The organism is Nostoc sp. DedSLP03 (assembly GCF_034530815.1).
Classification (GTDB): Bacteria; Cyanobacteriota; Cyanobacteriia; order Cyanobacteriales; family Nostocaceae; genus Nostoc.
Window position 1 is genome coordinate 1 of the sequence record NZ_JAVRCK010000028.1, and the last position, 22820, is coordinate 22820.

Genomic DNA, 22820 nt, shown 5'->3' on the forward strand with positions numbered 1-22820 from the left:
ACCATTGCCTGTTCCAGAGGAGCTATTTATCGAACTAGTGTCAATAGTGCCTGAGTTAGAATTTATGGAAATCGTTCCTCCGTTTCTTCGCGAAGAGGAACTATCAATTGAATCTGCACTTATATCACCAGGAGCGCTCAAAATAACCGAGCCACCCTCTACATTTTCTTCACTGGAAGCAGAAGTCTTGATATCTCTTGCTGTGATACTGGCTGGAGATGACGGTCCGCCAGGAGAGGTAAAGGAGGTTCCCTGCTGGGACTGAGGCACGTTGGCAGGGTTTGCTAGTGTATTCAAGCCAGCCTGTAGGATTAAGGCTCGGCTACTAGTCAAAGTTGAAATATCCGAATCTGAGCCAGTAAGTGACGTATCCGGACCCGTGATAGTGATATTTCCAGCGCTAATACTTCCTACTGCTTCTACCTTGAGGGCTACCCCAGTGTAATCACCAAAAGAAACATCTCCATTAGAACTAATAATGGGGTCGTAGAGACTGACAAAATTTCCCGGTTGACCCGATAAATTAAGGATTGAAAAATTACCCTTACTAGCAAAGTGAGAATCACCTGAAACAACACCATCACTGACCAAGCTGAGGTTTCCACCACTTTGAAAGGGGGTTCCTGGATGGTTTAGTGCCAAGATATCTATGCCCTGATTGCCTTGGATGTAGAGGTTCCCTTGAGAGTGGGCAATGAAAGGATTGGCGATGCGATCGCGCACTTGCACGGTGTTCCCAGCTAGTAAATTTAAGTCTCCAGTGGTATTAAGTTGGCTCTCTATTAAAGTTAGGTTACGGTTGGCTGACAGTGTAGCTGTTTGGGTTGTCACCTGCTTTGCTATTACATCTCCAGCTTCTACAGGCAGATTTGACCCTGCCAGGTTTACCTCACCGTTGCTATTAACGCTCACACCGCTAACGTATTGCCCACCTTTACCAGTCAACAGTTCGGGGAGAGAGGCTATTGGAATAGTCCAAGTATTTGGTTGACTTCCAGTAGCTGAAGGTGGACGAATTTCCAGACTTACCACCTGCCCCGGCGGGCTGATACGCACCCAGTTTCCACCTGGAACTGCGGACACCATAATTTGTCCTTGGGGTGCTGAAAGCTGCCCGGTACTAATTACAGTGCCGCCAATTAAAGTTAAATTTTGTCCCTGTGTCACCGACAGGTCGCCTGCATTGATGATACCGCCAGGTTGTGACATTGTGAAGGCAAATGTACCAGGATTACTTACTAGGGACGAGTAGTCGTTAAGACCAGTGGCATTAAACCAATTTGAGCCAAAGCCAATACTGTTTGCTGTTGTTGCAGTAAAACTACCTGGTAGATTCAGGCTGGCGTTGGTGCCAAACACAAACCCCACAGGGTTCATCAGGAAGAGGTTAGAATTACCACCACTGACTTGAAGTAACCCATTAATTACTGAGACATCCCCACCTGTAATCCTTCCCAAGATGTTTTGAATTTGGGGGTTGGAAAGAAAATTAGCAATTTCGCCTTGGCTTAAGTTTAGTTGGATGAAACTGTGAAAGAGATTTGCACCATCTCTAGAAAGCTGTCCACCACCGATGTCTAAGCGATTACTGTTGGGAGTAATGATAGTACCTGTACCGTCAGTGTCTGGAAGTATAGATTGAGCCTTTGACGGTACTGAGACTGCTATTGAAGACAATACTCCTAGTACGAACAAATACTTATATTTATTTTGAAACAGTTGCATTTTTATCACGCTGAGATAAAATACTCAGTAAATTCTATTATAAATAATGTACCTCTATCTATATATCTATGAATTTTTCACTACTCATCGCCCTAAGCAAAAAAAATTTTATACTAAAATTCTCTTAAAACTAAGCAGTAAGAGTACCAAAAGCTGATTAGTGCCGATACATAACTGTATTTAAAGCTGAGTATCATTATGATTACAAATGACGTTTCTACAAACCATGAGAGATTTGTTTTTATTAGCTACTGCCGTGATGATAATGAACCCCAAAATAGCGGATGGGTGACACGTTTTGATAAAACTTTGAACGAATACGTTAAGATGCGCCTTAAAGGTGGTGGAAAACTAAAGTGTTGGCGAGATGAGAGGTATTTAGAAGCTCATGCGGTATTAGATGAAGCTCTTGAAACGCGAGTAAGAAGTTCTGAGTTTATGGTTTGTGTAGTATCACACAACTACATGAACTCAGCATATTGTATGATGGAGGTTAGGTTATTTCATCAACACTTAGGTCAAAGGCTCTATATTGGTGAAAAAATGCGGTTATTTAAAGCGCTTATAAATAATATACCTCTTCACGAACAGCAGCCAGAAATTTTACAGAAGTCTTTGGGGTATCATTTTTATGATGAACAGGAAAGAGAACGCAGATATCCAAGACAATTTAGACCCGAATTCGGTGGTAATGATAGCAACCTTTTTTATCAAAATATAGATAAGTTAGCTCGTGATATTAAAGAACTTTGCTACACCATAGAAAACAATGATGGCACTCCAACTTCGCCAAGTAATTCTCATCACAAGACAAGATGTTTATATTTAGCAGAGACAACCTCTGACCTTAACGAAGAACGAGAACTTCTTCGCTATAAACTTGAACAAAGTGGCTATCAAGTATTTCCAAAGATAGATAAACTATTGCCTAATGATAGTAGTATTGAGAAAACTATCAACACTTATTTAGACCAGTGTATCCTCTCAATACATTTAGTTGGTATTTCGTATGGTATTATACCTGAAGGTAATGAACGTTCAGTTATGGAAATTCAAGGTAGATTGGCAAATCAATGTAGCCAAAATTCTAAAGAATTCTCTTGCTTAATCTTCATGAAAGAGGGCTTAGAAATAAAGGATGAACGTCAAAAACAATTTGTTAAATTTTTACATAAAGAAGCTTACGTAATAGAAACGAATTTACTGGAAGAGTGGGAAACTGAAATTTATCAAAGGTTAAAATCAACGAATATAAATAACTTCCAATCAATAAATATTTCAGGATCTAATCAGCGGCAGGTTTATTTAGTCTACGATAAGACCGATATTGATGCTGTTAGTGCGATTAGAGATGATCTTAAGCAACAGCAAAGATTTCAAGTCATAGAGTCCCCATTGCCAAGAAACGGCTCTGATAATGATTTTCAACTTAGACGAACTCACAAGGAGTATTTGAAATCATGTGATTCTTTAATCATCTACTGGGGAAATGCTGAAGAAAGCTGGGTAACAGCAAAGCTTAGAGAGCTACTCAAAGTGCATGGATCTCGTTCGTCTCCGATCCCAAATGCGGCTCTTTGCTTGAGTGAGCCTTTACTAAGCTTGAAGAGGGATTATCAAACTGATTATGTTTCCTTGGTCATTTCAGGTTTTGAGGTAGTTTCATCAGATGACGTTGCCGCATTTATAGATAGGATCGTTTAATGGTTAGCGCTGGCACCTCCTTTAATCCCTTTCCCGGACTACGCTCCTTTGAAACGGAGGAAAGCTATTTATTCTTTGGGCGGGAATTCCAGATAGAAGAACTGCTCCAAAAACTACAAGAGCATCGATTTATTGCAGTTTTTGGGGTGTCAGGAAGCGGAAAGTCATCTCTTGTGAAAGCAGGGCTTCTGCCTGAACTCTATGGTGGAGGTATGGTTGGGGCAGGTTCAAGATGGCGGGTAGCTGTCGTTCGTCCCGGCAATGCTCCAATTAATACATTAGCAAACGTACTCAATAAGCATGATGTTCTTGGTAATGAGCTAGGAGAATATTCGACGAGCAAGCAGTTTTCAATTCTCTTCACCGAAACTATGTTGAGGCGCGGTCGTTTAGGTTTAATCGAGGCTGTTGAGTATGCTGAACTACCTACCGACGTTAACTTGTTAGTTGTTATCGATCAGTTTGAAGAAATATTTCGATATAAAGTTACACATAAAGATACAAATGCAGCAGATGAGTCAGCAGCTTTTGTCAAACTCCTTCTTGAAGCAATAAAAAGAAAGCAACCTCCTATATACATTCTGCTGACAATGCGATCTGATTATTTAGGAGAATGTTATCAATTTGAGGGGTTGGCTGAAGAAATTAATAAAAGTCACTATTTGGTTCCTCGCATGACTCGCGACCAGCTACGAGAAGCTATTCTGAGTCCTATCGCGGTGGCATCTGCGAGAGTTGGAGGAGCAAACATTACAACGCAACTGCTCAACCGTTTACTAAATGATGTGGGTGACAACCCCGATCAACTACCTATTTTGCAGCACGCTTTAATGCGAACTTGGAATAATTGGATGCAGGATGAGTCCACAAGCCATGATAAATTTATAGACCTCAAGCATTACATAAATATTGGTAGTATGCGCGAGGCATTATCCCAACATGGAGACGAAATTTATAACGAACTATCTCTTCATCAAAAACAAATTGCTGAAACGCTCTTTAAATGTTTAACTTTAAAAGAAGATGGTAAGTATATTCGTCGTCCCACTAAATTAGAAAGAATTTGTGATATTGCCAAAGTAAGCGAAGAGGATGTTATCCAGATTGTTGACCAGTTCCGCAGTGAAGGTCGCTCGTTTTTAACGCCATATACCGGAGAAATAAATTTTAAGGATGTGATTGATATTTCTCATGAAAGCTTGATACGACTTTGGAAAAAGTTGCAAAAATGGAGCGATGAAGAAGCAGATAAAGCTGAAGATTATCATCGATTAGTGGAAGACTGGAAGTTAAAAGAGCGTAAAAAAGGCGGTTTACTAAACATTCGCCGACTAGAAGTTGCTTTAGATTGGTGCGAGAAATATAACCCTGATGAAGCTTGGGCAGCAATGTATGCTGATAAATCTGGAGACGCTACTGACTTTAAAGCTGTGATGCAATTTTTAAAAGATAGCAAAATAGAAGATGAGAAAAAGAAAGCAGAGGAAAAGCGTCAGCAGCATATAAAAATTAGGTTGGCATTTGGGTTAACTGCGGTTGTTACGCTTGCTTGCATTTTTCTTTTCTTCCTTTGGCGAGAAACCAAAAAAGGTCAGTTAAATGCCCTTAGTTCATCCTCAGAAGCTTATTTTGCTTCAGACCAGCAGCCTGATGCATTAATAGAGAGTTTGAAGGCAGGTAGGGAACTGAAACAGTGGTATTCTCAGGCGATAGATTCAAAAACAAAATCGCAAGTGTTAGCTGTACTTAGAGAAATGGTTTATAAAGTAAATGAACGCAATATATTAAAAAAACATACAGGTTGGGTTACTTGTTTATCATTTAGTAAAGATGGGAAATTACTGGCATCTGGCAGTGAAGATAAAACTATTAAACTTTGGGAACGGGATGGTCGTTTTTTCAACGAAATGGATAACAAGAGTCTTGTTAAAAGTTTGGCTTTTAGTCCAGATGGAGAAGTTCTTGTTTCTGGAGATGACGAGAAAACTATAAAACTTTGGAGCATACACAAAACTCATCCTATTATGGAGCTTCCAAAGCAGGAAGATTCAGTTACAAGTGTTGACTTTAGTCCGGATGGAAAGAGATTTGTTTCAGCTTCTGGACGTAGAATTACACTTTGGGAACGAAATGGAAGACTGATTAAAATTTTTCCTAATCTGCATACTGCATTGGTAAATAGTGTAAAGTTTTTAGATAACAACACAATAGCTTCAGGAAGCGACGATAAAACCATCAAAAATTGGAGAATTGATGGTAAAGAAATTGCGACTTGGGAAGATACTAATAAGATTGCAGATATATCATTCAACCCAAAACTGCAATTAATAGCGTCAGCTAGTGGAGACCAAATAAAGCTTTGGAGTCGTCGAGACGGAAAACAACAAGGAAAACCTCTAGAAGGACACAATAGCACAATCTTGACACTGAATTTAAGTCATGATGGACAATCACTTGCTTCAGCCGATCTCGATGGTAGGGTTATAATTTGGAACTGGAACACTAAAACTTTAACTTTTGAGCCGATTGAAAATATTAGAGGTCATCATGATGATGTTTCCAGTGTAAGGTTTAGTCCTGATGATAAAACACTTGCTTCGGCAAGTTACGATCAAACCGTCAAATTTTGGAGCCGTGATGGTAAAGAAGCGCTAACTATCCTTGACAAGCATACAGACACTGTGAATGAAGTTAGCTTTAGTCCTGATGGGCAGAAAATTGCTTCGGCTAGTACTGACAACACAGTTAAACTTTGGAGCCGTGATGGTAAAGAACTTAAAACACTAAATGGCCATAGTAATCCGGTTTATAGTGTCAAGTTTAGCCCTGATGGTCAAAGAATTGCCTCAGCTAGTGAAGATAAGACTGTTAGACTTTGGGATAGTGAGGGAAATTTACTTAAAACCCTTGATAAACATACAGATGCAGTTCGTCATGTCAGCTTTAGCCCTGATGGCAACATACTTGCTTCAGCTAGTGATGATGGTAAAATTATACTTTGGAATCGAGATGGTAATCTTCTCAAAACTTTGGAGGGAAACGACGGTGCAGTTGTTAGAGTAAGTTTTAGCCTAGATGGACAGAGGATTGTTTCAGCCCATGAGAAAACTATCAAGATTTGGAATCGTGAAGGAATTTTCCAAAAGAGTCTTCCAGTAACTGGAAGCATACGTAGTATAAATGTTAGCCCTGATGGAGCAATAATTGCCTCATTTGATAGTGGTGAACCCATAAGACTTTGGAATAAAGATGGCATAAATCTCAGTTCCCCAGCAATAGAGGATAAAGATGTTTGGGACTTAAGTTTTAACCATGATGGACAGATGATTGCCTCAGTCGGTTCAGATGATAACACTACAAAGCTATGGGACCGTAACGGAAAGCTTATTAATAGCTTTGAGGGACATACAAGCACTGCTTACAGTGTTGTTTTTAGCCCAGATAACAAACTTTTAGCTTCAGCAGGCAGTGATAAGAAAGTGATTATATGGTATTTGTCACTAGATGACTTACTTGTTAAAGGCTGCAACAAAATCCATGATTATTTAATTCAAACTGATATTGAACAATACAGTTATCTTTGTAATAAATAAGAGCTAATTACCTAAAAAAATGTGAGACGAGCATCCAAATTAGTAAATCAACAAGGCATTCTCTGCAATATTTATTTACAACGTGTCCCAATTTGCAGGTATCCCGGCGGTCGCCCTAATATATGAAAAATTAATTTAATCTCCCTGCACCCTGCTTTTTCAACTCAGATAGGCACAAATAAATCTAGCTATGTAACGAAACATTTATTGATTGTTAAAACTCCCTGTCATTGAATCATTCTACTACGTTAGAATCGCAATGAAATATTTGTAAATTTGATTGCCGACTAAATTGCTGTTCAATAAACATAGGGTTTCTCTAATGAACAATAGATCAATGTATTTTAATTGTTTATCTTGTTTAGCTATAACAACTTTTAATACACTGGCTTTACTACCTATAAAATCTAGGGCTGAATTATCGCAAACAGATACAAACCAATCAAGCAATGAATGCTTTTCTCAATCAGGAGAAACTGATATAGATAATAGCTTTAAACACTATTTTCAAAGTAGTGACTATTTTGAACAAGGAAAACTCTCAGAAGCAATTGAGAGCCGAAAAATAGCGATAATATTTGCTCCTGACTACTGGTTTTGTGAATTACAACGTGTTCGTGGTCCCAAAGAAGAGGAAGAAGGAAAAAGATATTACCAACGCGCTTTAAATGAATATAAAGCTCCAAATGGAAATAGAAAGAAGGGAAAAGAACACCTTATGAGTGCTTTTAAGAGGTTTGAAAGTATACAAAATACAGAGTGTAAGAACGAAGTTAAGAGTATACTAAATAATCCATCATCGAGTAATTTTAAATTAAAAAACCCTAGCTCCTCGTGCCTGCCATCAAAATCAAAGGCCTCGAATTAGATAAGCTTGAGATAAGTAGGTGGGCGCTAAAAAACACAACTAGATTAATAAATGTAAATCGCTTAAAAGCTTATATTCAAAGCGTTTCTGGTGCTTTACATAAGTTTATGTAGTTCGGTTTAATTGTGCCTACCTACTTATTTTTGGTATTGAGTTAGGTCGAGGGGGAGTATTATCTCCCGCCCCTCAACACACTGAGTATACAAACTTCTTAATTCTACTTTCTGCCATCTTCCTAATCCATATTTACCAATAAAGAAAGCAGCAGCTTTGATTCGTGGAATTACTTTTTGAATCTCTTCTTGAATAATTTGCCTTGGTAAAATTGTTTCCACATCGATCCTTTGATTAAACTTAGTTTTGAGTTTGCAGACACACGCTACTTCTTATTAATACCAACAATTTTTCCCAAAACATTTGTATACTTTTCGAGTTCTTTGCTTAAATTCTTCAACTCGCTGCGTAGTTGAGGTTCCCTATTCCACCTCTTTTCATGTTCTTTAGGACTTTCATTTTGGGATCGTTGTGCCTCCCATGCTAGAAGTGCAGGATGCCACTCAGAGAGGAAGGGGCGTAAGCCTTTATTGAGTACCTCAATAGCAACCCCTCCAACTGAATCGGGCGAAGCGCCAACATTAGGTCCAGCTTCCCTCAAAATTTGGCGCGTAGTTGAAAACAAACTGTACAGAGAATTCAGTGCTTCTCTCATTAGTCCCTCATCAGCTTCAAGCTGTTGAGTAGCGATGCGTGTCGTCAACTCAACATAAAGTGCCCATGCAGCCCTTCTTGCTGTTTCGTCTGTCTGTAATTCAACTTGCCCTAAGCCGAATGGAAGACTTACTGATGCTGTTTTAATTTTGAAAGTTTTCTTTTTGATTACAGAAATAACTAAAAGTAGTCCCAAAAGAACTAGAACAGTGATGATGCCAATCCAAATGTTCCTGCGAATATCATTTTCGCGCTTGACTTGCTCAGTATAAGCATCGTCATAAATTCCCCTGATTGCAGGAGCAGTTAAACTTACTGCATTATTTTTATACAAATCAAGAATCAAATTAGTTCGTCTAGGAATATCATTTTCAGCATCACTACGAGCCAGTGCTTTAATTTCCTTGGTAAGCTCACTTTGAGGATTGGATGCTGGAGTTTGAGCTAGTGCTGGCTCTACTGGTTTTAATTCAGATAAAAATGCTAGCAACAGTGCAATAGTAGCAGTGGAGAATGTTCTTCCAAGCTTTTGGTGTAAAAGCTGCCTTATTTGTTGAGATCGTTTAATCACCCTAGTTTTATTCCAGCCAGTTGATTGAAGAGGTAATATCATATCCGGATAATCGCTTACGATAAAAGTAGTGAGTGCAAAGATGAGTAATGCCAAAACGAATTCGTGTAGCCACGCATCTAAATCTTGAAGAATTAGAACAACGTTACCGTCCAGCTAGTGATGGAATACAAAGCCGTCAGTATCAGATTATCTGTTTATGGCGTTCTGGTAGCAAGCGTACAGAAAGTTACGCTAAGACAAACTTTGCCTAAAAGAGAACCTAGCCAAAAGAAGCGATTTCATGCAGCTTGCGCCCTACGAGGGTTAATGATGAGCCAAGTTGTGGCAGAGGTAATTGGGCAATGGCTAGAATCAACGATAAATAAACAAAAGAGTAAAATATTATGCCTGTTAGTAAAGAGATCAAGGTTAAAATTAAGCTACCTTTTATAGGCGAAATAGAAGGTTCCTGGCAACCTGATGAAAACGATGAGAAAGCAGCTTGGGAACTTTATGTGGAATTAATAACACGTATATCTATTGTAGAGCTAAAACCTGATGAAGGTTTGCTGCGAGAAGCCTTGTCTTCTCTTTATTCAGTTTTCGCCAATACTAGAGAAATATTGAAAAAATATGGTGCTTCCATCGCTCGTTCTAAAAATGAAAGCCCAATATCTTTTGGTTATTTAGCAATAGCAGTTCTCAACACAGTTTTACGCCCTGTTTTAGCGAAATGGCATCCTTTACTATTAGATTATGAAAGTAAAAAGCCTAAAGAAATGTCGCCAGTTGAACATGAAAAATTGTGGGAGAGAAATCAAGAATTAAGAACCGAAATAAATCAAGTTAGGCATATTTTAGTGGAATATGCGGAAATCTTATCAGAAGTTGCCAAAGTACCACTTTTAATTGTAGATAGATAGCTTTATGTGTAAAGACCTAAACAATAAACAACATGGAGATTGGAAGCACAATTAAGGTAAGAACTGGAATCACTGAGAAAAGATTTGGAACAGTATGCTAATGCGTTGGCAATTATTGCTGGTGTAAATGATTAACAGGAGGAACAAAACAGAAAAAGTATTAGGTTTTCTTCCTTTATTTTTGCAAAATTGGGATGCTCCCGACGATGTAGTCATTGCTTTAAATGCACCTCAGAATATGCAATTAGAACATACTGATAATTCTTTTGACTACTTATGTCCCTCGATTAATCAGCCTCATTACAAACATCCGTCAGAAAATCAGATAGTTACTAATATATGAAGTAATGACAAACAATAATTGGAACTAATCAACTTAGTTCGGAGAGAGCAACTAGATACCATCAAACCAAATCCGCCAGCACGCTACTCACCTTCAACTGGTGCTGCTGTCGATTATCGTCATAAATCATTAACGTCTCCAACTTGGTGTGCCGACTCAGCTTTTGCACCTCCCGCACACTCTGCCCCGCATCCAACGCCGCCGTAATCGAACTGTGCCGAATGCGGTGCGGACTTAACGGCTTACTAATATTCGCCTTTTTCGCCCGCGTTCTTACCATCTTGGCAATCCCCGTATCCGTCAAAGGATGCCCCGGCGTATTCAGATCCAACGCCACAAACAACGCATCCTTAGTTGATGCCAACCCCCGAAACGCCAACCAATAACAAATTGCATCCCTAGTCTTGGGAGTCAAATCAATCGTCTCCCGTTGACTACCCCTTCCCTTACCCAAAATCAGCAGTTTGCTATTTTGACGGTCAAAATCCCCCATCTTTAACTTCGCAATCTCCCCCCGCCGCAGCGCATTATCCCAAAGCAAGCGCAGCAAAGCATAATCCCTGACCCCCTTCGCCGTCGTTGGATCGCAAGTCAAAAGTATCTGCTTAAATTCCTGGGGAGTAACACCACTGGTATCTCGGTATTTAATGACAGTTTCACCCTTAATATCCTCCAAGGTGTAACCACAAACCCCCAACACCCTACCCTTATGCACCAGCGCCCGTAGAGCTGACAACCGCCGGTTAACCGTGGCCTCCGATAACCTCTGCTCAATCATCTTGGCTTTGTACTTGACCACCCACAAGAGTGCTTGCGCCCCCGGCAGTGCCAAAAATCGCACTACCCATTCCGCCGTCGATTCCACCCCAAACATCTTGGTAAAAAAATCTTTAATGTCCCGATCATAAGCTTGACGCGTGGACTCACTACGCTTCTCTGACAACAACATCGCCAACACATCCGGCTGAGTCCACCAATCCAGCACGGAAGGCAAAGTATTATTATTGACTTTCAGGATGCGACCGGACATAAAAACTAGGTGACGATAATAGTTCTTTACGTAACCTTATACCCCAATTTGTCACCTCTCGCCTAGTTTTTTTACCTCGTTGCCCCAAACTCGATCTAACTGTCCCAAAAAAAGTCATTCTGGTGCGATTATTTGACTATCTCTAAGATCATCTATGCTTTGCAATCCACCCTTAAGCGATTGATTGAGTTTGGCTCTAACAGCTTCAACTCAGTGATCATTCCTTACTAGGTGTTTCTGATATTCGCAAATACTTTAACTCCTATGTAAAAACCCATAACATTAAGTAAATTTTGTGATTCCTGGTAAGATGTGAGCTAGTAGAGGTAAGACAACCTGTGAGTGAAGTACGAGCCGACTATGACGGTGCTTGGTTGGAACGTTTTGAGGCTGAACAGCAAATGACATACATGACAAGCATAGAACTTCCCAGGAAGCTTGCTCTGATTAAGTTTCAGATTGAGCAGTTTCCAAAGCCTATTACCCCGCAAGGGGACTGAAACCTACCTTAGTCATATTTACACTTATATATTGTTCATGGGGAGCAACGCGATTTTGTGACGTGCTAAAAATTATGGGTATAAATCACCTGTTTAATAGTGCGATCGCGGTGAAATACCTGTTTTTATTGAGAATCTAGCTATGTAACTGAGAATTAAACCCCGATCTCACTTTTTCGCGTTGCTCCCATGACTCCAATTACCAAATAAAATGAAACCAACAGATAAAAAGCCTGTATATTGGGAGACTGTTCTATGACGGGGACGAACCGTGACAAACAACTGTCGAGAATAGTTTTAAAAGGCTTCAAGTCTATCGCCAAGTGTGACCTTGAACTCTCCAGAGTGAACATTTTGATTGGCGCTAATGGGGCGGGTAAATCCAACTTTATCGGCTTCTTCCGCATGGTTGGGCAGTTGCTGGAGGAGAACCTGCAAGTTTTTGTTAGTCGCCAGGGCAGTCCTGATGCCTTATTGCATTTTGGGCGGAAAACAACGGAACAATTAGAGTTTCAGTTATACTTCGGCAATAATGGATACTTCGCTACCCTTGAACCAACCCAGGATAATCGCTTGATGTTCGCTAGGGAATCCTTCTGGTGGAACAGGAGTGGTGAGTATGAAATAGGTAGGGGTCATTTCGAGACAAAGGCTTTGACCGGCACAGGAACGGGAATTGATGAGTACGTTTTGTCAGCTATGCAACAGTGGCGAGTTTATCATTTTCATGACACAAGTGACAGCGCCTACATCAAACAGCCGCAGGGTATCAATGACAATGCTTACCTGCGTCCTGATGCACGTAACCTTGCATCCTTTCTGTATCTATTGCGCGACAGCTACCCAGCCTCCTATCAAAGAATCGTCAAAACTATTCGACTTGTTGCTCCGTTTTTTGGGGACTTTTACCTGCGTCCTGCTCCACAAAACAAAGAGGTAATTGAGTTGGAATGGTTCGAGCGGGGGCAGGATATTCCGTTCAAGGCACACTTGCTTTCGGATGGCACGCTACGTTTTATGTGTTTAACAACGGTTTTTCTGCAACCTGAAGACCTCCAACCGGAAACAATTTTAGTTGATGAGCCAGAACTAGGACTTCATCCCTATGCTATTACGGTACTGGCTTCGTTGATCCGTACTGTCTCCAAACAAGTAATTGTTTCTACTCAATCCGTCGAACTGCTCAACGAGTTTGAGGCCAACGATGTGATTGTCGTAGACCGCAATGAAGGGAATTCTTACCTTCGGAGGCTAAATCAGCATGAGTTGGAGGCATGGCTATCGGATTATAGCTTGGGTGAGCTTTGGCACAAGAACCTCCTGGGCGGGAGACCTGCACGATGATCCGGGTCAATGTTTTCGTGGAAGGGCAAACTGAGGAAACTTTCGTTAGGGAACTGCTCTACGGGTATTTTTTGTCGAAAAATATCTACCTAAATCCGATTCTCGTAAAAACCAGTTCCACTGGGAAGGGTGGGGTGGTGAGTTATGCCAAAATCAAGCCGCAGTTAAATCGTAAGTGTCTGGAGGATAAAACGGCTTTCGTCACTACAATGTTTGATATGTACGCCTTGCCTAATGATTTCCCAGGAAGTAATTCCATACCTAAAACTAGCGACCCATTTTATAAGGCTGAATATCTAGAACGGGAGATGGGCAAGGATATTGGTTACAAGAATTTTATCCCGAATTTGCTGGTGCATGAATTTGAAGGGCTGCTGTACAGTCAGCCACAAGCGTTTGCTTTGTGGTTCGATGATAGTGTGGTCAGTATTTTACAAGCCGAACGTAACGCCTTTCCTTCTCCTGAGCATATTAACGATCGCCCACTAACAGCACCATCAAAACGAATTCGTAATTGTTGCAATGGCTACGACAAAGCACTACATGGTTCCCTGCTGGCGATCGATATCGGACTGGATACAATACGCCAGGAATGTCGGCATTTTCACCAATGGTTGTTGCGCCTGGAAAATATAATTCCAAGCTGACTGGATTTTATAGCCTATATCGAAGTGACGACAAGCTCAGTACAAAGAAGGCGATCGCTGTTTGTTGGTATTGAGCCGAGATGCGCGACGTGAAAATTGTGCCTCTAGGCTCAATACCAATTTACCCTGAAGACTCCTCAGCAGCGTTCTCTAACCGTTGCGATTGTTGCAACTTGTTCGTGAGAAAAAATCTCAGTTTACTTTCCTTACCCAGATTAGCACCGCTAATTTTGGGCGATTTTACATTAATGCATCTATCTAGTAGAGTATTTTTCAATAAAAAATAATTTTACGGAAAATGCATAAAAACTCACTCTTGTTATGGAGAGTGATATGGGAGCGCGAAAGAGGAGGAGAAAAGGTTCTTCTGTTTCGAGCATCTCATGATTAGCGATCGCTAAAAACCCACTCCTTATGCAAATTTTTGTAAACAGTGATTACAAGAATAGCCAAATATACAGAAACAGAGATAACAGGAACGCACGCAGGAGTATTTTGCTATGGGGAAATCTTTTTCTTCTCTAGAAGAACTAGCTGTAAAAGCTCAACAAGCAGGGATACAAGCTGAGGATAATTCGCTTAGTTTTGAAGTAAGACAACAAGCATTGTTAGACAAACAAATGGCGCTGACAGAACTAATGACTCTATTAATGGAGCGAATAAAAATTGAGTTACCAAAACCAAGCAATATTGGTTTATCAGAATATATTTATGAAGAAACACTGCAAAATATTATGATGTATATATTTCAAAATATAAAGAAATATAACTCTAATAAACCAGTGATGGCTTGGGTGATGTTTTTATTCAATAAACGCAAAAATAATGTTTTTCATTGGCTGAATTGGGATGAAAAAGTTAGATATAAATATGAAACAGAAAATCAAGATGGAGATGAATATCAAGTAGATATTATTGAAAGTTACCAACCTCCTAATATGAATCCTCTTCCATCTGAAAAATTGATGGAATTTATTAAAGAAGACCCAGAAGGATTATTAGCAGGCAAGTTGTTTAACAAAAACCCCAAAGCAAGCTTCCAAGCTATTTTGCTCAAAAAGTATGAAAACAAATCATGGAAAGAAATTAATCAAGAGTTAAATTCTGAAAGAACTCATGGTTCTATTCACTCATTTTATAGTCGCTGTTGTAAAGAATTTGAACCTTATTTCCGAAAATACTTATGGGATTAAGTTAATTAGGTCAATAATGAAAATTATTGATCTGAATAGATTGCAAAACAAGTCAGGAGAAACAGTAATGAATTCTAATCATTTGGCTTTTATAATACCCATTGATGGCAAAATGTTTCAAATTGCTGAAAATTTCAGTCAGCAACAACAAAATAAACAAAAATCGCGTGCAGTTTATCTCAATACTTTAGCGATATTGGCTGTTGACTTTTACTGTCAGTGTGTAGGTATAAAAACAGAAGCAAGCAAAAGTCATGGTTTAGATAATATTATGTCATCTTTAATGAATACAGCTAGTTTGTTTATTAAAGATAACGGTTTACTAGAATGTCGTCCCGTACTTCCAAAAGAAGAGTTTTGCGAAATACCATCTGAAGTTTTATCAGAACGTATTGGTTATATGGTGGTAGAAATTGATGAAGGTAATAGACAAGCAAGAATATTAGGCTTTGTCGAATCTGTTGAAAATGAGAGATTACCTTTAACTAAATTAAATTCTCTGCGAGATTTCTTGATTTACCTACACAAATTACCACCAGTAGAATTAGTTTCAGAAATATCAACTAATAAAGTTGATATGGTTGAAGAAGTTGCTGTTAATCAAATCAGCGCAGGAATAGTGAAATTAAGCAAATGGTTTGAAGGGTTATTAGATGATGGATGGGAAGCAGAATTAGCATCTGCGAAAGATTTAGCTATTTCCCAAGATATTTCTTCTGCCAATGAAATAGAAAAAAGAGAATCTGGTGCTGCAAAATTTATATATCTACAACATTCCTCAGAACGAGTTTTGCTAATACTGCGTCAAACACGAGTCAGTCAAGATGAAGTTGAGATTGTTCTACGACTTTATCCCGCTAGTGAATCAATATTTTTACTAGATGGGATCAAGATAGCATTACTAGATGAGTCAGATAAATCAATTCCTCAACTTGAAAAACAATCCAAAGCAAGTAACTGGTTACAACTTAGATTCAAGGGAAATCTGGGAGATAAGTTTAGTTTAAAAATTAGCCTGGGAGAAGATAATATCATCGAACATTTTATTATTTAGTTAAGTTATTAACTTTAATATTTCACATCTGGCAATAATGTCTGTGCCAATATTACCAATACAAACAAATTAGTTTTGATGTAAGACTGATAAACGGAGATAAGATGATGGTTCGGAATATTTATGTTTTAGCAGTTGGGATTAATAATTATAAATCTTCTATGATTCCTCCCTTAAGAGGTTGCGTGAATGATGTCACTGCGCTAGATGAATTTTTAAAAAGGCATTTAGCAACGAATGGGGAAAAATTACATATTAAAAAACTGATTGACGAACAAGCAACTCGTCAAGCAATTATTGATGGTTTCCGCGAACATTTGTGTCAAGCTAGAAATAATGATGTAGCATTATTTTACTTTAGCGCACATGGTTCTCAGGAATATGCTGGTAAGGAATTTTGGCATTTAGAACCAGACCATTTGAATGAAACTTTGGTTTGTTGGGATAGTCGTACAGATGGTATTTGGGATTTGGCTGATAAAGAACTTGCGAAATTAATTGCAGAGGTTTCTCAAAATCATCCTCATTTTGTTGTGATTTTGGATTGTTGTCATTCTGGTGGAGGAACGCGAAACCAAAATCATGTATCTTTGGTTGAATATACAGGTATACGCACAGTTAATACAGAATTGCAAGAAAGACCATTTTCCAGCTTTATATTTTCAAATGAAGAAAGAAATAGTTTACTTTCTGCGTCTAATAGATTTTCTTTACCTAGAGGGGAATATATATTACTAGCAGCTTGTCGAGATAATGAGTTAGCTAGAGAACATCAATACCAACAAAGAGGAATTTTCTCCTACTTTTTACTTGATAGTATACAAAGAAATAGTAATTTAAGTTATCGCGATTTATTGAAACGCTCTAATATTTTAGTGCAGAGTTTTTATGCAAATCAATCACCACAAATTTTAACGACAAGCACTAGCTATTTAGACCAACCTTTTTTAGGTGGGACAATTACTAGAAGACAAACTTACTTTACTGTTATGTATAACGGAAGTAATGGTTGGATTATTGACGTTGGTGCTGTTCATGGTATTCTCTCTCCTCACGGAAATCAAAAGACAATATTAGCAATTTTCCCCATAGGTTTAGAAGATATTAGTCAATTAACAAATGCAATCGCCGTGGCTGAAATTATAAAAGTTTTCCCCCAATCAAGCATAATTAATATATCTGGGGAAAGAGAAGAATTAAACCCAGAGTTAATTTATAAAGCAGCGATTACTTATCTGCCACTATCTTCTTTAAAGGTTTATATTACAGGGGATACGTCTGGAGTTAGTTTTGCACATCAAGCTGTGCAAACAGCTAGTTTTGGTGAAAATGCTTCGCTTTATATTTGTGAAGTAGATAATTCCCAAGAAGCTGATTTTCACCTCAAAGCTATCAATGATGAATATCAGATTATTCATGCTAGCGATAATCGTCAGTTAATATTTCCGATTTCTGGTTTTACTCTGGAGAGTGCATTCCGAACAATTTATATTTTAGAACATATTGCACGGTGGAGAAATATTGCTTCTATTACTAGTCCTGCAAATAGTTTGATTCCAGCTAATGCGGTAAAAATAGAGTTTTATCCCCAACATGTAGAAACTTTTGAAACTCAAAATTATCAACTTTCTTTGACATATCAAATCACAGATGGGAGATTACAACCTCCGGCAATACAAGTTAAATTAATTAATACAAGTCATATAAAACTTTACTGTGTTTTACTAAACTTAACGGAACTTTTTGCCATAAAAGTAATTCCTTTTACTGGGGGTTGTACTGGAATTTGGCTGGAACCGGGACAAGAAATATGGGTTTTAGAAGGGGAATATATCCCGATATCTATCCCAGGAAATTTTCAGCGACGTGGAGTTAGGGAATATAAAGATATTCTGAAATTGATTTTGAGTACGAGTGAGTTTGATGGTAATTTATTAGTACAAGATAAGATTGAAAACCTCAATATACGTTCTGCTAGCTCTAATAATGTTGGAGAAGGCGATTGTCTGATTCAACAAATGCAAAAGCGTGCGATCGCACCTTATCCAGATGAACCCGAACAGCCTCAAATATTGGATGATTGGGCAACTAATGAAATTTTGATTGTTACTACAATACCCAGACATATTAATTTACAAATTCCTGACAGTCAAATCTGCAATCAAAGTTCACAATCGCCGCCGACAAATGATATATCCACTGATTCGAGGAAATTCAAGTCTTCGCAATTGATGGTAGCTATTTCTGTTGTTTTTATTTTGACGTTATTTGGAATTGGAAGTTGGATAATAATTCAGAGAGGAAAACAAGATAAACAAAAGGCATCAGAATACTTACTATATTTTGATGAACCAGTTAGCATTACAAAAAATAAAATATATTAATGTTTTTTCATAAAAATTGCATAAAGCTTCTATCAAGATTAAATATTCTACATGCGAATAAATATTTGGAGCAACATAATATTTGTACAACGAAGTTCCTTTAGATGAACAAATGGAATACTTAATTTTTGTAATATATTTCCGAGGTACTAGACCTAGATAATTTCGGCTGACTCTTATTACCTATCAGTTTATTTTTCCATTATAAGCATAGTAAATAATTCAAGAGGTACTAATGTTTTCCACTGGATAACAACAATTCAATTTTCTGACTATTTCAGCAAAGCAAAATCAAGAAAGATATAAATCATTTAATACTTATCACTAAGGAGATAGATATTCATGAGAAACAAAGTTGTTAGATTCGTATCTATAGTAATGGCAGTTGCTTTGTCTATTATCTTTTATTTTTATTTTTCTCAATTACCTAAAGCAATTGCTTTCAACGACTTTCCATTAAATCAACAAAAAGTTATTGACTTTCGTCCCGATGATGATAGCTTTAAGCGACTGAACACAAAAGAACAAAAAGGTCAGTTTCTGGATTGGTTACTTTTCACAGTTGTATCCGATCGCGATTTTGAAGCAAATACAATCAACAAAAGTTTATATGATTTTTCCCCAATTCGTAATGGTTACATGACACCAGTTTCAAACTTCGAGTATGGGGATACTCGTTCACTGTATGTTGGAAATGGGACTGTTGCAGCATTAATACCTAAAAAGATAAAGGAGAATGACAAACAAGTTCCAAGAGAGATAACAAAAGAAGAACGTATTGATTTTTTAACTCATATTGCGGATAAGCACCGTCAAAATGTTGGGGAAATTCCCAATGTAATGCAAGTATTTGACTACGACATAGATGTAAATAAGCAATATGCTTTGCTAAGTCGTACAGAAAAAATCGATGCTCACAAGTTATTTACTGATGAAAAGTATGGTTATCATGAAACGACCATTACGAATCTCAAAGACTTTGAAAATTTCATGCAAAAAGTCGATGATATTACTTTTGCTCGTGTCAATGGTTCTAATGTGACTATTGGTGGACGAAAAATATTTGGTCATTCTTATCAAAATATTAGAGTAGAAGATGTTGCGGTTATCTGGAAATCAGAGAAAAAAAGACGTGAAGATATTGAAAAAACTTGGTCTGATCTGACACAGAAACCAAAAGAAGTAGATGTCATAACAAAAGAATTACTCAACTTAGATTCGGTAGACTCATCAGATTCACCAGAGGAACTAAATAAAAGGTTCCAGAGAGAACTAGAAAAAAGAAATATACCGAATGGAAGTGGATTTTCTTTAGATTGGGGTGTGAACTATCAAAGTCTTTTGAAGAGTTTCAAGGAAGCCAAGCCAGAAATACAATCAATTCTTTTGAATGGTAAACCTTTAATTTCCAATAAGGATATTCAAGAAGTAGAGCAGGATCTGTTACAAACAAATACAGAATCTTATGAAAGAATAGTCAAAAAAATCAAAACCTATTTAGAATCCGAAAAAAATTATGATGCTCTTAAGGGCGAATTGTATAAAGCTGAATTCGAGAAAGAAAAACCTTATTTGGCTCAATTAGAGAAAGAACTTAAAGAAGAAAAGGAACGGTTTTATCAACAGTTACAAGTAGAAATTGAAAAAGAACTACAATTAGGTAAATCAGATGAACAACTCAAACAAGTATGGGAGACTAAAGCACAACAAAAAGAGCAAGAATTTAAAGCTTTAAAAATTAATAAATTAAAGGAGAAATTTTATCAAAAAATTGAAAATAGACTGAAAAAAATTGATGATTTTTTGAATACACCAAGATCGCAACTTTTCCAATATGCAAATTATATTGGTGATTTAAAAGGAACAGAAGTTGGCATGACTCTGTTTTATACAGACTTGTTAGCTAAACTTTGGGGATTTGACTATGCTGGATCTACTCCCCAAGAATATATCGAAGGATTTCAGCCTAAAATCGATATAACTGTCTCGCCAATATATAAAAAAGAGTTGCAGAAAAAATCGAGTACTAGAACATGGTTTGAGCCAGATGACAAAGGATTCCAGAAAGTAAATCGAGATAACATAATCTTTGCGCGTAAAGCAACCAAGGTATCTTCTCGTTCTTCAGACTCTTCAGATTTTTTAGACTCTTCAAAATCTAAAAAAGAAGAGCCTCCTACAGTTGTTGATGCAATTTTTATCAACTGGTGGAATGGAAATTATGAGGAAATAGCCCGCTATGAGCCACAATATGAAAAGCTCAACGAAATAATGAAGTGGAGTCTCGTCATTAGCTGGCTAAATGAATCAAATAGAGGAAATATTTTAGGATTTTTAGAAAATGTCCAGTTTGAGGATACATATTGGTTTCCTGACTGGGTGAAAGCCAATAAGGAGCAACTTAAATTTAAAAAATGGGATGAAAAAACCTGCAACAAGCAATCTGAAATTAGACATCCTAATCCTATATGCTTTTTTAAGCCTGGGGAACAAAAAGGCTTCGACACAGAGACAATGCCTGTACTGTTCTCAAAAGAGCATGAAAGATTTGGGAATAAACGTTATAAATATGGCGGAGTTTCATTAGCGTCTGAAGATTTAGTCAGTAAACATCATTCTCTACCAAAAAATGCTGATGATATCAGTAAGTTGAGCCAGCGTCCAAACATAGACTATAATAGCGTAATTTTAGAGGATAATACTCTTACTTTCAGAAGCTTTCCAAATGCAGAAGACTTAGCGAAAACAGGAAGCTATAAAGACGGGACAAAATATGTACTTAGATTTGATAAATCTCAACCATCAACTACAATAAATCCAGAAAAAGGATTAAGATTCCATAGTCCAGACATTGAGCTAGAAAATGTAGACTCTATTACGCGTAAAGTTTCCCGCACAGATGACAGCATTAATATTGACATAACAGCAGATCAAACCAATTTTGGAAGTTTAAACGCAAACAAAACAGAAAACGGTTTTACTGTTGGTTGGAAGAGTCGTGATATAGATATGGGAAATTCTCTGGTATTAGAACTAAGTATGTCAAGGCAAAAAACACAAGACTTTTTAGTTTCGCATCCAATGGTCGATTCAATTTTACAAGATGATTCTGTTTATTATGTTAAAACCACAGATTCCAAAAGTTGGCTACGTTTAGCAGAAGATGGAGGTGGTAGTCCTCCTAATATTCCTCCTGGCTGGAATTCCCATGTAGCAAGTGCGCCAGACCCTAAAAAGCCTCTCAATACTATTGGTAATTCAGGTGGTACTGGAAACCCAGGTGGTCCCGGTTCGCCCAGTTATGGAGGAGAACGCAGCTACTTCTTAGCTTGGTTAGATGATAATCAGGTCAAACAATTAAATCAGAAAAATCTCAAGACAATAAAATCATCTCAAGCAGATGTAATCCCTCTAAAAACAACTGTCAACGCCAAACATCTGAAAGATTTACCCAAAAAGCTCAACTACATAGATGACCTAATTGTTAACAATAAAACGGCTAAAGCTGCACAGCAAATAGATGACTTAATCAACATTTACGGTAAGCAACCCGATTTAATGTTCCGGAAAGCGATAGTAGCTGTAAAACGCGATAGACTCAATGCTATATACAGCAAATTTGATGGCTCACAATTAGATGCTCTACAAAGTAAAAAGATTTTGTACGATGAGATTAATATCTTACTGAATAATCCCAAGCCTACGAGCCAATTTAAGGGGATTAAAAAAGATGATGCTTTGATATATATCCAAGACCATCCAGGTTTTAACAATATAGACTGGAATCAACCGATAGAGTCAAGTGTTTCATTGATTCCTAGTAAGACAAAAGTTTACCAGTTACAAGATGGTGATATTGGAGATATTAGTTTAAAAAATCTTGGGTTTGTTGAAGAAACAAATTCATTATCTAATACTCCCGATCGACAGTATAAGCTACATCCAGGTTTGTTCTGGAAACCTAATACAATAACAGAAGAATGTAATGCTAAAAATAAACAAGTAACTCAACAAGAGGAAAAACAGCAAGACGATCAATGTGGGAAAAAATCTGATCCTGGTACTAAAGTATACTTCATGTTTGTGTCGTCGGACGCAGCTTAGTATATAGAGTTTTAGCGGAATAAAGGAAAGCATTTAGATAATTAATTTGTGACACCAACATTTCCTTATCTAAATGCTTTTTAAATGCTTTTTTCAATAATGATGATTTTGTATAAATACTTACTTTTGGATACAATTCATAATCAA

17 protein-coding genes are annotated in these 22820 nt (G+C 37.8%); 13 read left to right on the forward strand and 4 right to left on the reverse strand.

Translation table 11 applies throughout. The annotated features are described in order from the left end of the window. Positions 1–1725 (reverse strand): filamentous hemagglutinin N-terminal domain-containing protein (locus RM368_RS15335; RefSeq protein ID WP_322694846.1); only part of this gene is annotated, 1725 nt, incomplete at its 3' end. 198 nt (positions 1726–1923) lie between these two features. On the opposite strand from RM368_RS15335, the gene RM368_RS15340 reads away from it, so the two are divergent. From RM368_RS15340 to RM368_RS15350, 3 genes are all read left to right on the forward strand, one after another. Next, on the forward strand, positions 1924–3429 hold the full coding sequence (locus tag RM368_RS15340) for a toll/interleukin-1 receptor domain-containing protein (protein ID WP_322694847.1): 1506 nt from the start codon (positions 1924–1926) through the stop codon (positions 3427–3429). Continuing rightward, complete coding sequence (locus RM368_RS15345; RefSeq protein ID WP_416212234.1) at positions 3429–7022, forward strand: hypothetical protein; 3594 nt, start codon at positions 3429–3431, stop codon at positions 7020–7022. Before RM368_RS15340 ends, RM368_RS15345 begins: the two co-directional genes overlap by 1 nt. A gap of 322 nt (positions 7023–7344) precedes the next feature. Further along, the gene (locus tag RM368_RS15350) at positions 7345–7890 is read left to right on the forward strand and encodes a hypothetical protein (protein ID WP_322694849.1); all 546 of its coding nucleotides are present in this window, start codon (positions 7345–7347) and stop codon (positions 7888–7890) included. Between the two features lie 137 nt (positions 7891–8027). Here RM368_RS15350 and RM368_RS15355 read toward each other — a convergent pair whose 3' ends face one another. Continuing rightward, complete coding sequence (locus tag RM368_RS15355) at positions 8028–8225, reverse strand: hypothetical protein (protein WP_322694850.1); 198 nt, start codon at positions 8223–8225, stop codon at positions 8028–8030. 44 nt (positions 8226–8269) lie between these two features. After that, complete coding sequence (locus RM368_RS15360) at positions 8270–8767, reverse strand: hypothetical protein (RefSeq protein WP_322694912.1); 498 nt, start codon at positions 8765–8767, stop codon at positions 8270–8272. A gap of 491 nt (positions 8768–9258) precedes the next feature. Between RM368_RS15360 and RM368_RS15365 the strand changes: the two genes are divergently transcribed. The 3 genes from RM368_RS15365 (at position 9259) to RM368_RS15375 (ending at position 10417) form a co-directional block, all read left to right on the forward strand. After that, positions 9259–9423, forward strand: coding sequence for a hypothetical protein (locus RM368_RS15365; RefSeq protein WP_322694851.1), 165 nt, complete (start codon positions 9259–9261; stop codon positions 9421–9423). Positions 9424–9555: 132 nt separating this feature from the next. Continuing rightward, positions 9556–10074 (forward strand): hypothetical protein, encoded by a 519-nt coding sequence (locus RM368_RS15370; RefSeq protein ID WP_322694852.1) that lies wholly within the window; start codon positions 9556–9558, stop codon positions 10072–10074. Positions 10075–10201: 127 nt separating this feature from the next. After that, positions 10202–10417, forward strand: a complete 216-nt coding sequence (locus RM368_RS15375; RefSeq protein WP_322694913.1) for a hypothetical protein — start codon at positions 10202–10204, stop codon at positions 10415–10417. Positions 10418–10478: 61 nt separating this feature from the next. On the opposite strand, the gene RM368_RS15380 is transcribed toward RM368_RS15375, so the two are convergent. Continuing rightward, positions 10479–11447, reverse strand: coding sequence for a tyrosine-type recombinase/integrase (locus tag RM368_RS15380; protein WP_322694853.1), 969 nt, complete (start codon positions 11445–11447; stop codon positions 10479–10481). Between the two features lie 338 nt (positions 11448–11785). Between RM368_RS15380 and RM368_RS15385 the strand changes: the two genes are divergently transcribed. The 7 genes from RM368_RS15385 (at position 11786) to RM368_RS15415 (ending at position 22673) form a co-directional block, all read left to right on the forward strand. Further along, complete coding sequence (locus tag RM368_RS15385; RefSeq protein ID WP_322694854.1) at positions 11786–11947, forward strand: hypothetical protein; 162 nt, start codon at positions 11786–11788, stop codon at positions 11945–11947. Positions 11948–12202: 255 nt separating this feature from the next. Continuing rightward, positions 12203–13291: an AAA family ATPase gene (locus tag RM368_RS15390; protein ID WP_322694855.1), complete on the forward strand. Its 1089-nt coding sequence runs from the start codon at positions 12203–12205 to the stop codon at positions 13289–13291. After that, complete coding sequence (locus RM368_RS15395) at positions 13288–13938, forward strand: DUF4276 family protein (RefSeq protein ID WP_322694856.1); 651 nt, start codon at positions 13288–13290, stop codon at positions 13936–13938. The genes RM368_RS15390 and RM368_RS15395 overlap by 4 nt, the downstream gene beginning before the upstream one ends. A gap of 500 nt (positions 13939–14438) precedes the next feature. After that, positions 14439–15131 (forward strand): hypothetical protein, encoded by a 693-nt coding sequence (locus tag RM368_RS15400; RefSeq protein ID WP_322694857.1) that lies wholly within the window; start codon positions 14439–14441, stop codon positions 15129–15131. 16 nt (positions 15132–15147) lie between these two features. Beyond that, positions 15148–16185: a DUF1822 family protein gene (locus RM368_RS15405; protein WP_322694858.1), complete on the forward strand. Its 1038-nt coding sequence runs from the start codon at positions 15148–15150 to the stop codon at positions 16183–16185. Positions 16186–16289: 104 nt separating this feature from the next. Beyond that, the gene (locus tag RM368_RS15410) at positions 16290–18569 is read left to right on the forward strand and encodes a caspase family protein (RefSeq protein ID WP_322694859.1); all 2280 of its coding nucleotides are present in this window, start codon (positions 16290–16292) and stop codon (positions 18567–18569) included. Between the two features lie 342 nt (positions 18570–18911). Continuing rightward, positions 18912–22673, forward strand: a complete 3762-nt coding sequence (locus RM368_RS15415; RefSeq protein WP_322694860.1) for a hypothetical protein — start codon at positions 18912–18914, stop codon at positions 22671–22673. Positions 22674–22820: the final 147 nt, after the last annotated feature.

Coding starts and splice junctions, on each gene's coding strand:
- RM368_RS15345 (WP_416212234.1), top strand. CDS start 3,429: ATGGTTAGCGCTGGCACCTCCTTTAATCCCTTTCCCGGACTACGCTCC.
- RM368_RS15375 (WP_322694913.1), top strand. CDS start 10,202: ATGATTAACAGGAGGAACAAAACAGAAAAAGTATTAGGTTTTCTTCCT.
- RM368_RS15370 (WP_322694852.1), top strand. CDS start 9,556: ATGCCTGTTAGTAAAGAGATCAAGGTTAAAATTAAGCTACCTTTTATA.
- RM368_RS15400 (WP_322694857.1), top strand. CDS start 14,439: ATGGGGAAATCTTTTTCTTCTCTAGAAGAACTAGCTGTAAAAGCTCAA.
- RM368_RS15415 (WP_322694860.1), top strand. CDS start 18,912: ATGAGAAACAAAGTTGTTAGATTCGTATCTATAGTAATGGCAGTTGCT.
- RM368_RS15405 (WP_322694858.1), top strand. CDS start 15,148: ATGAAAATTATTGATCTGAATAGATTGCAAAACAAGTCAGGAGAAACA.
- RM368_RS15380 (WP_322694853.1), bottom strand. CDS start 11,447: ATGTCCGGTCGCATCCTGAAAGTCAATAATAATACTTTGCCTTCCGTG.
- RM368_RS15395 (WP_322694856.1), top strand. CDS start 13,288: ATGATCCGGGTCAATGTTTTCGTGGAAGGGCAAACTGAGGAAACTTTC.
- RM368_RS15390 (WP_322694855.1), top strand. CDS start 12,203: ATGACGGGGACGAACCGTGACAAACAACTGTCGAGAATAGTTTTAAAA.
- RM368_RS15410 (WP_322694859.1), top strand. CDS start 16,290: ATGATGGTTCGGAATATTTATGTTTTAGCAGTTGGGATTAATAATTAT.
- RM368_RS15350 (WP_322694849.1), top strand. CDS start 7,345: ATGAACAATAGATCAATGTATTTTAATTGTTTATCTTGTTTAGCTATA.
- RM368_RS15340 (WP_322694847.1), top strand. CDS start 1,924: ATGATTACAAATGACGTTTCTACAAACCATGAGAGATTTGTTTTTATT.
- RM368_RS15365 (WP_322694851.1), top strand. CDS start 9,259: ATGCCAAAACGAATTCGTGTAGCCACGCATCTAAATCTTGAAGAATTA.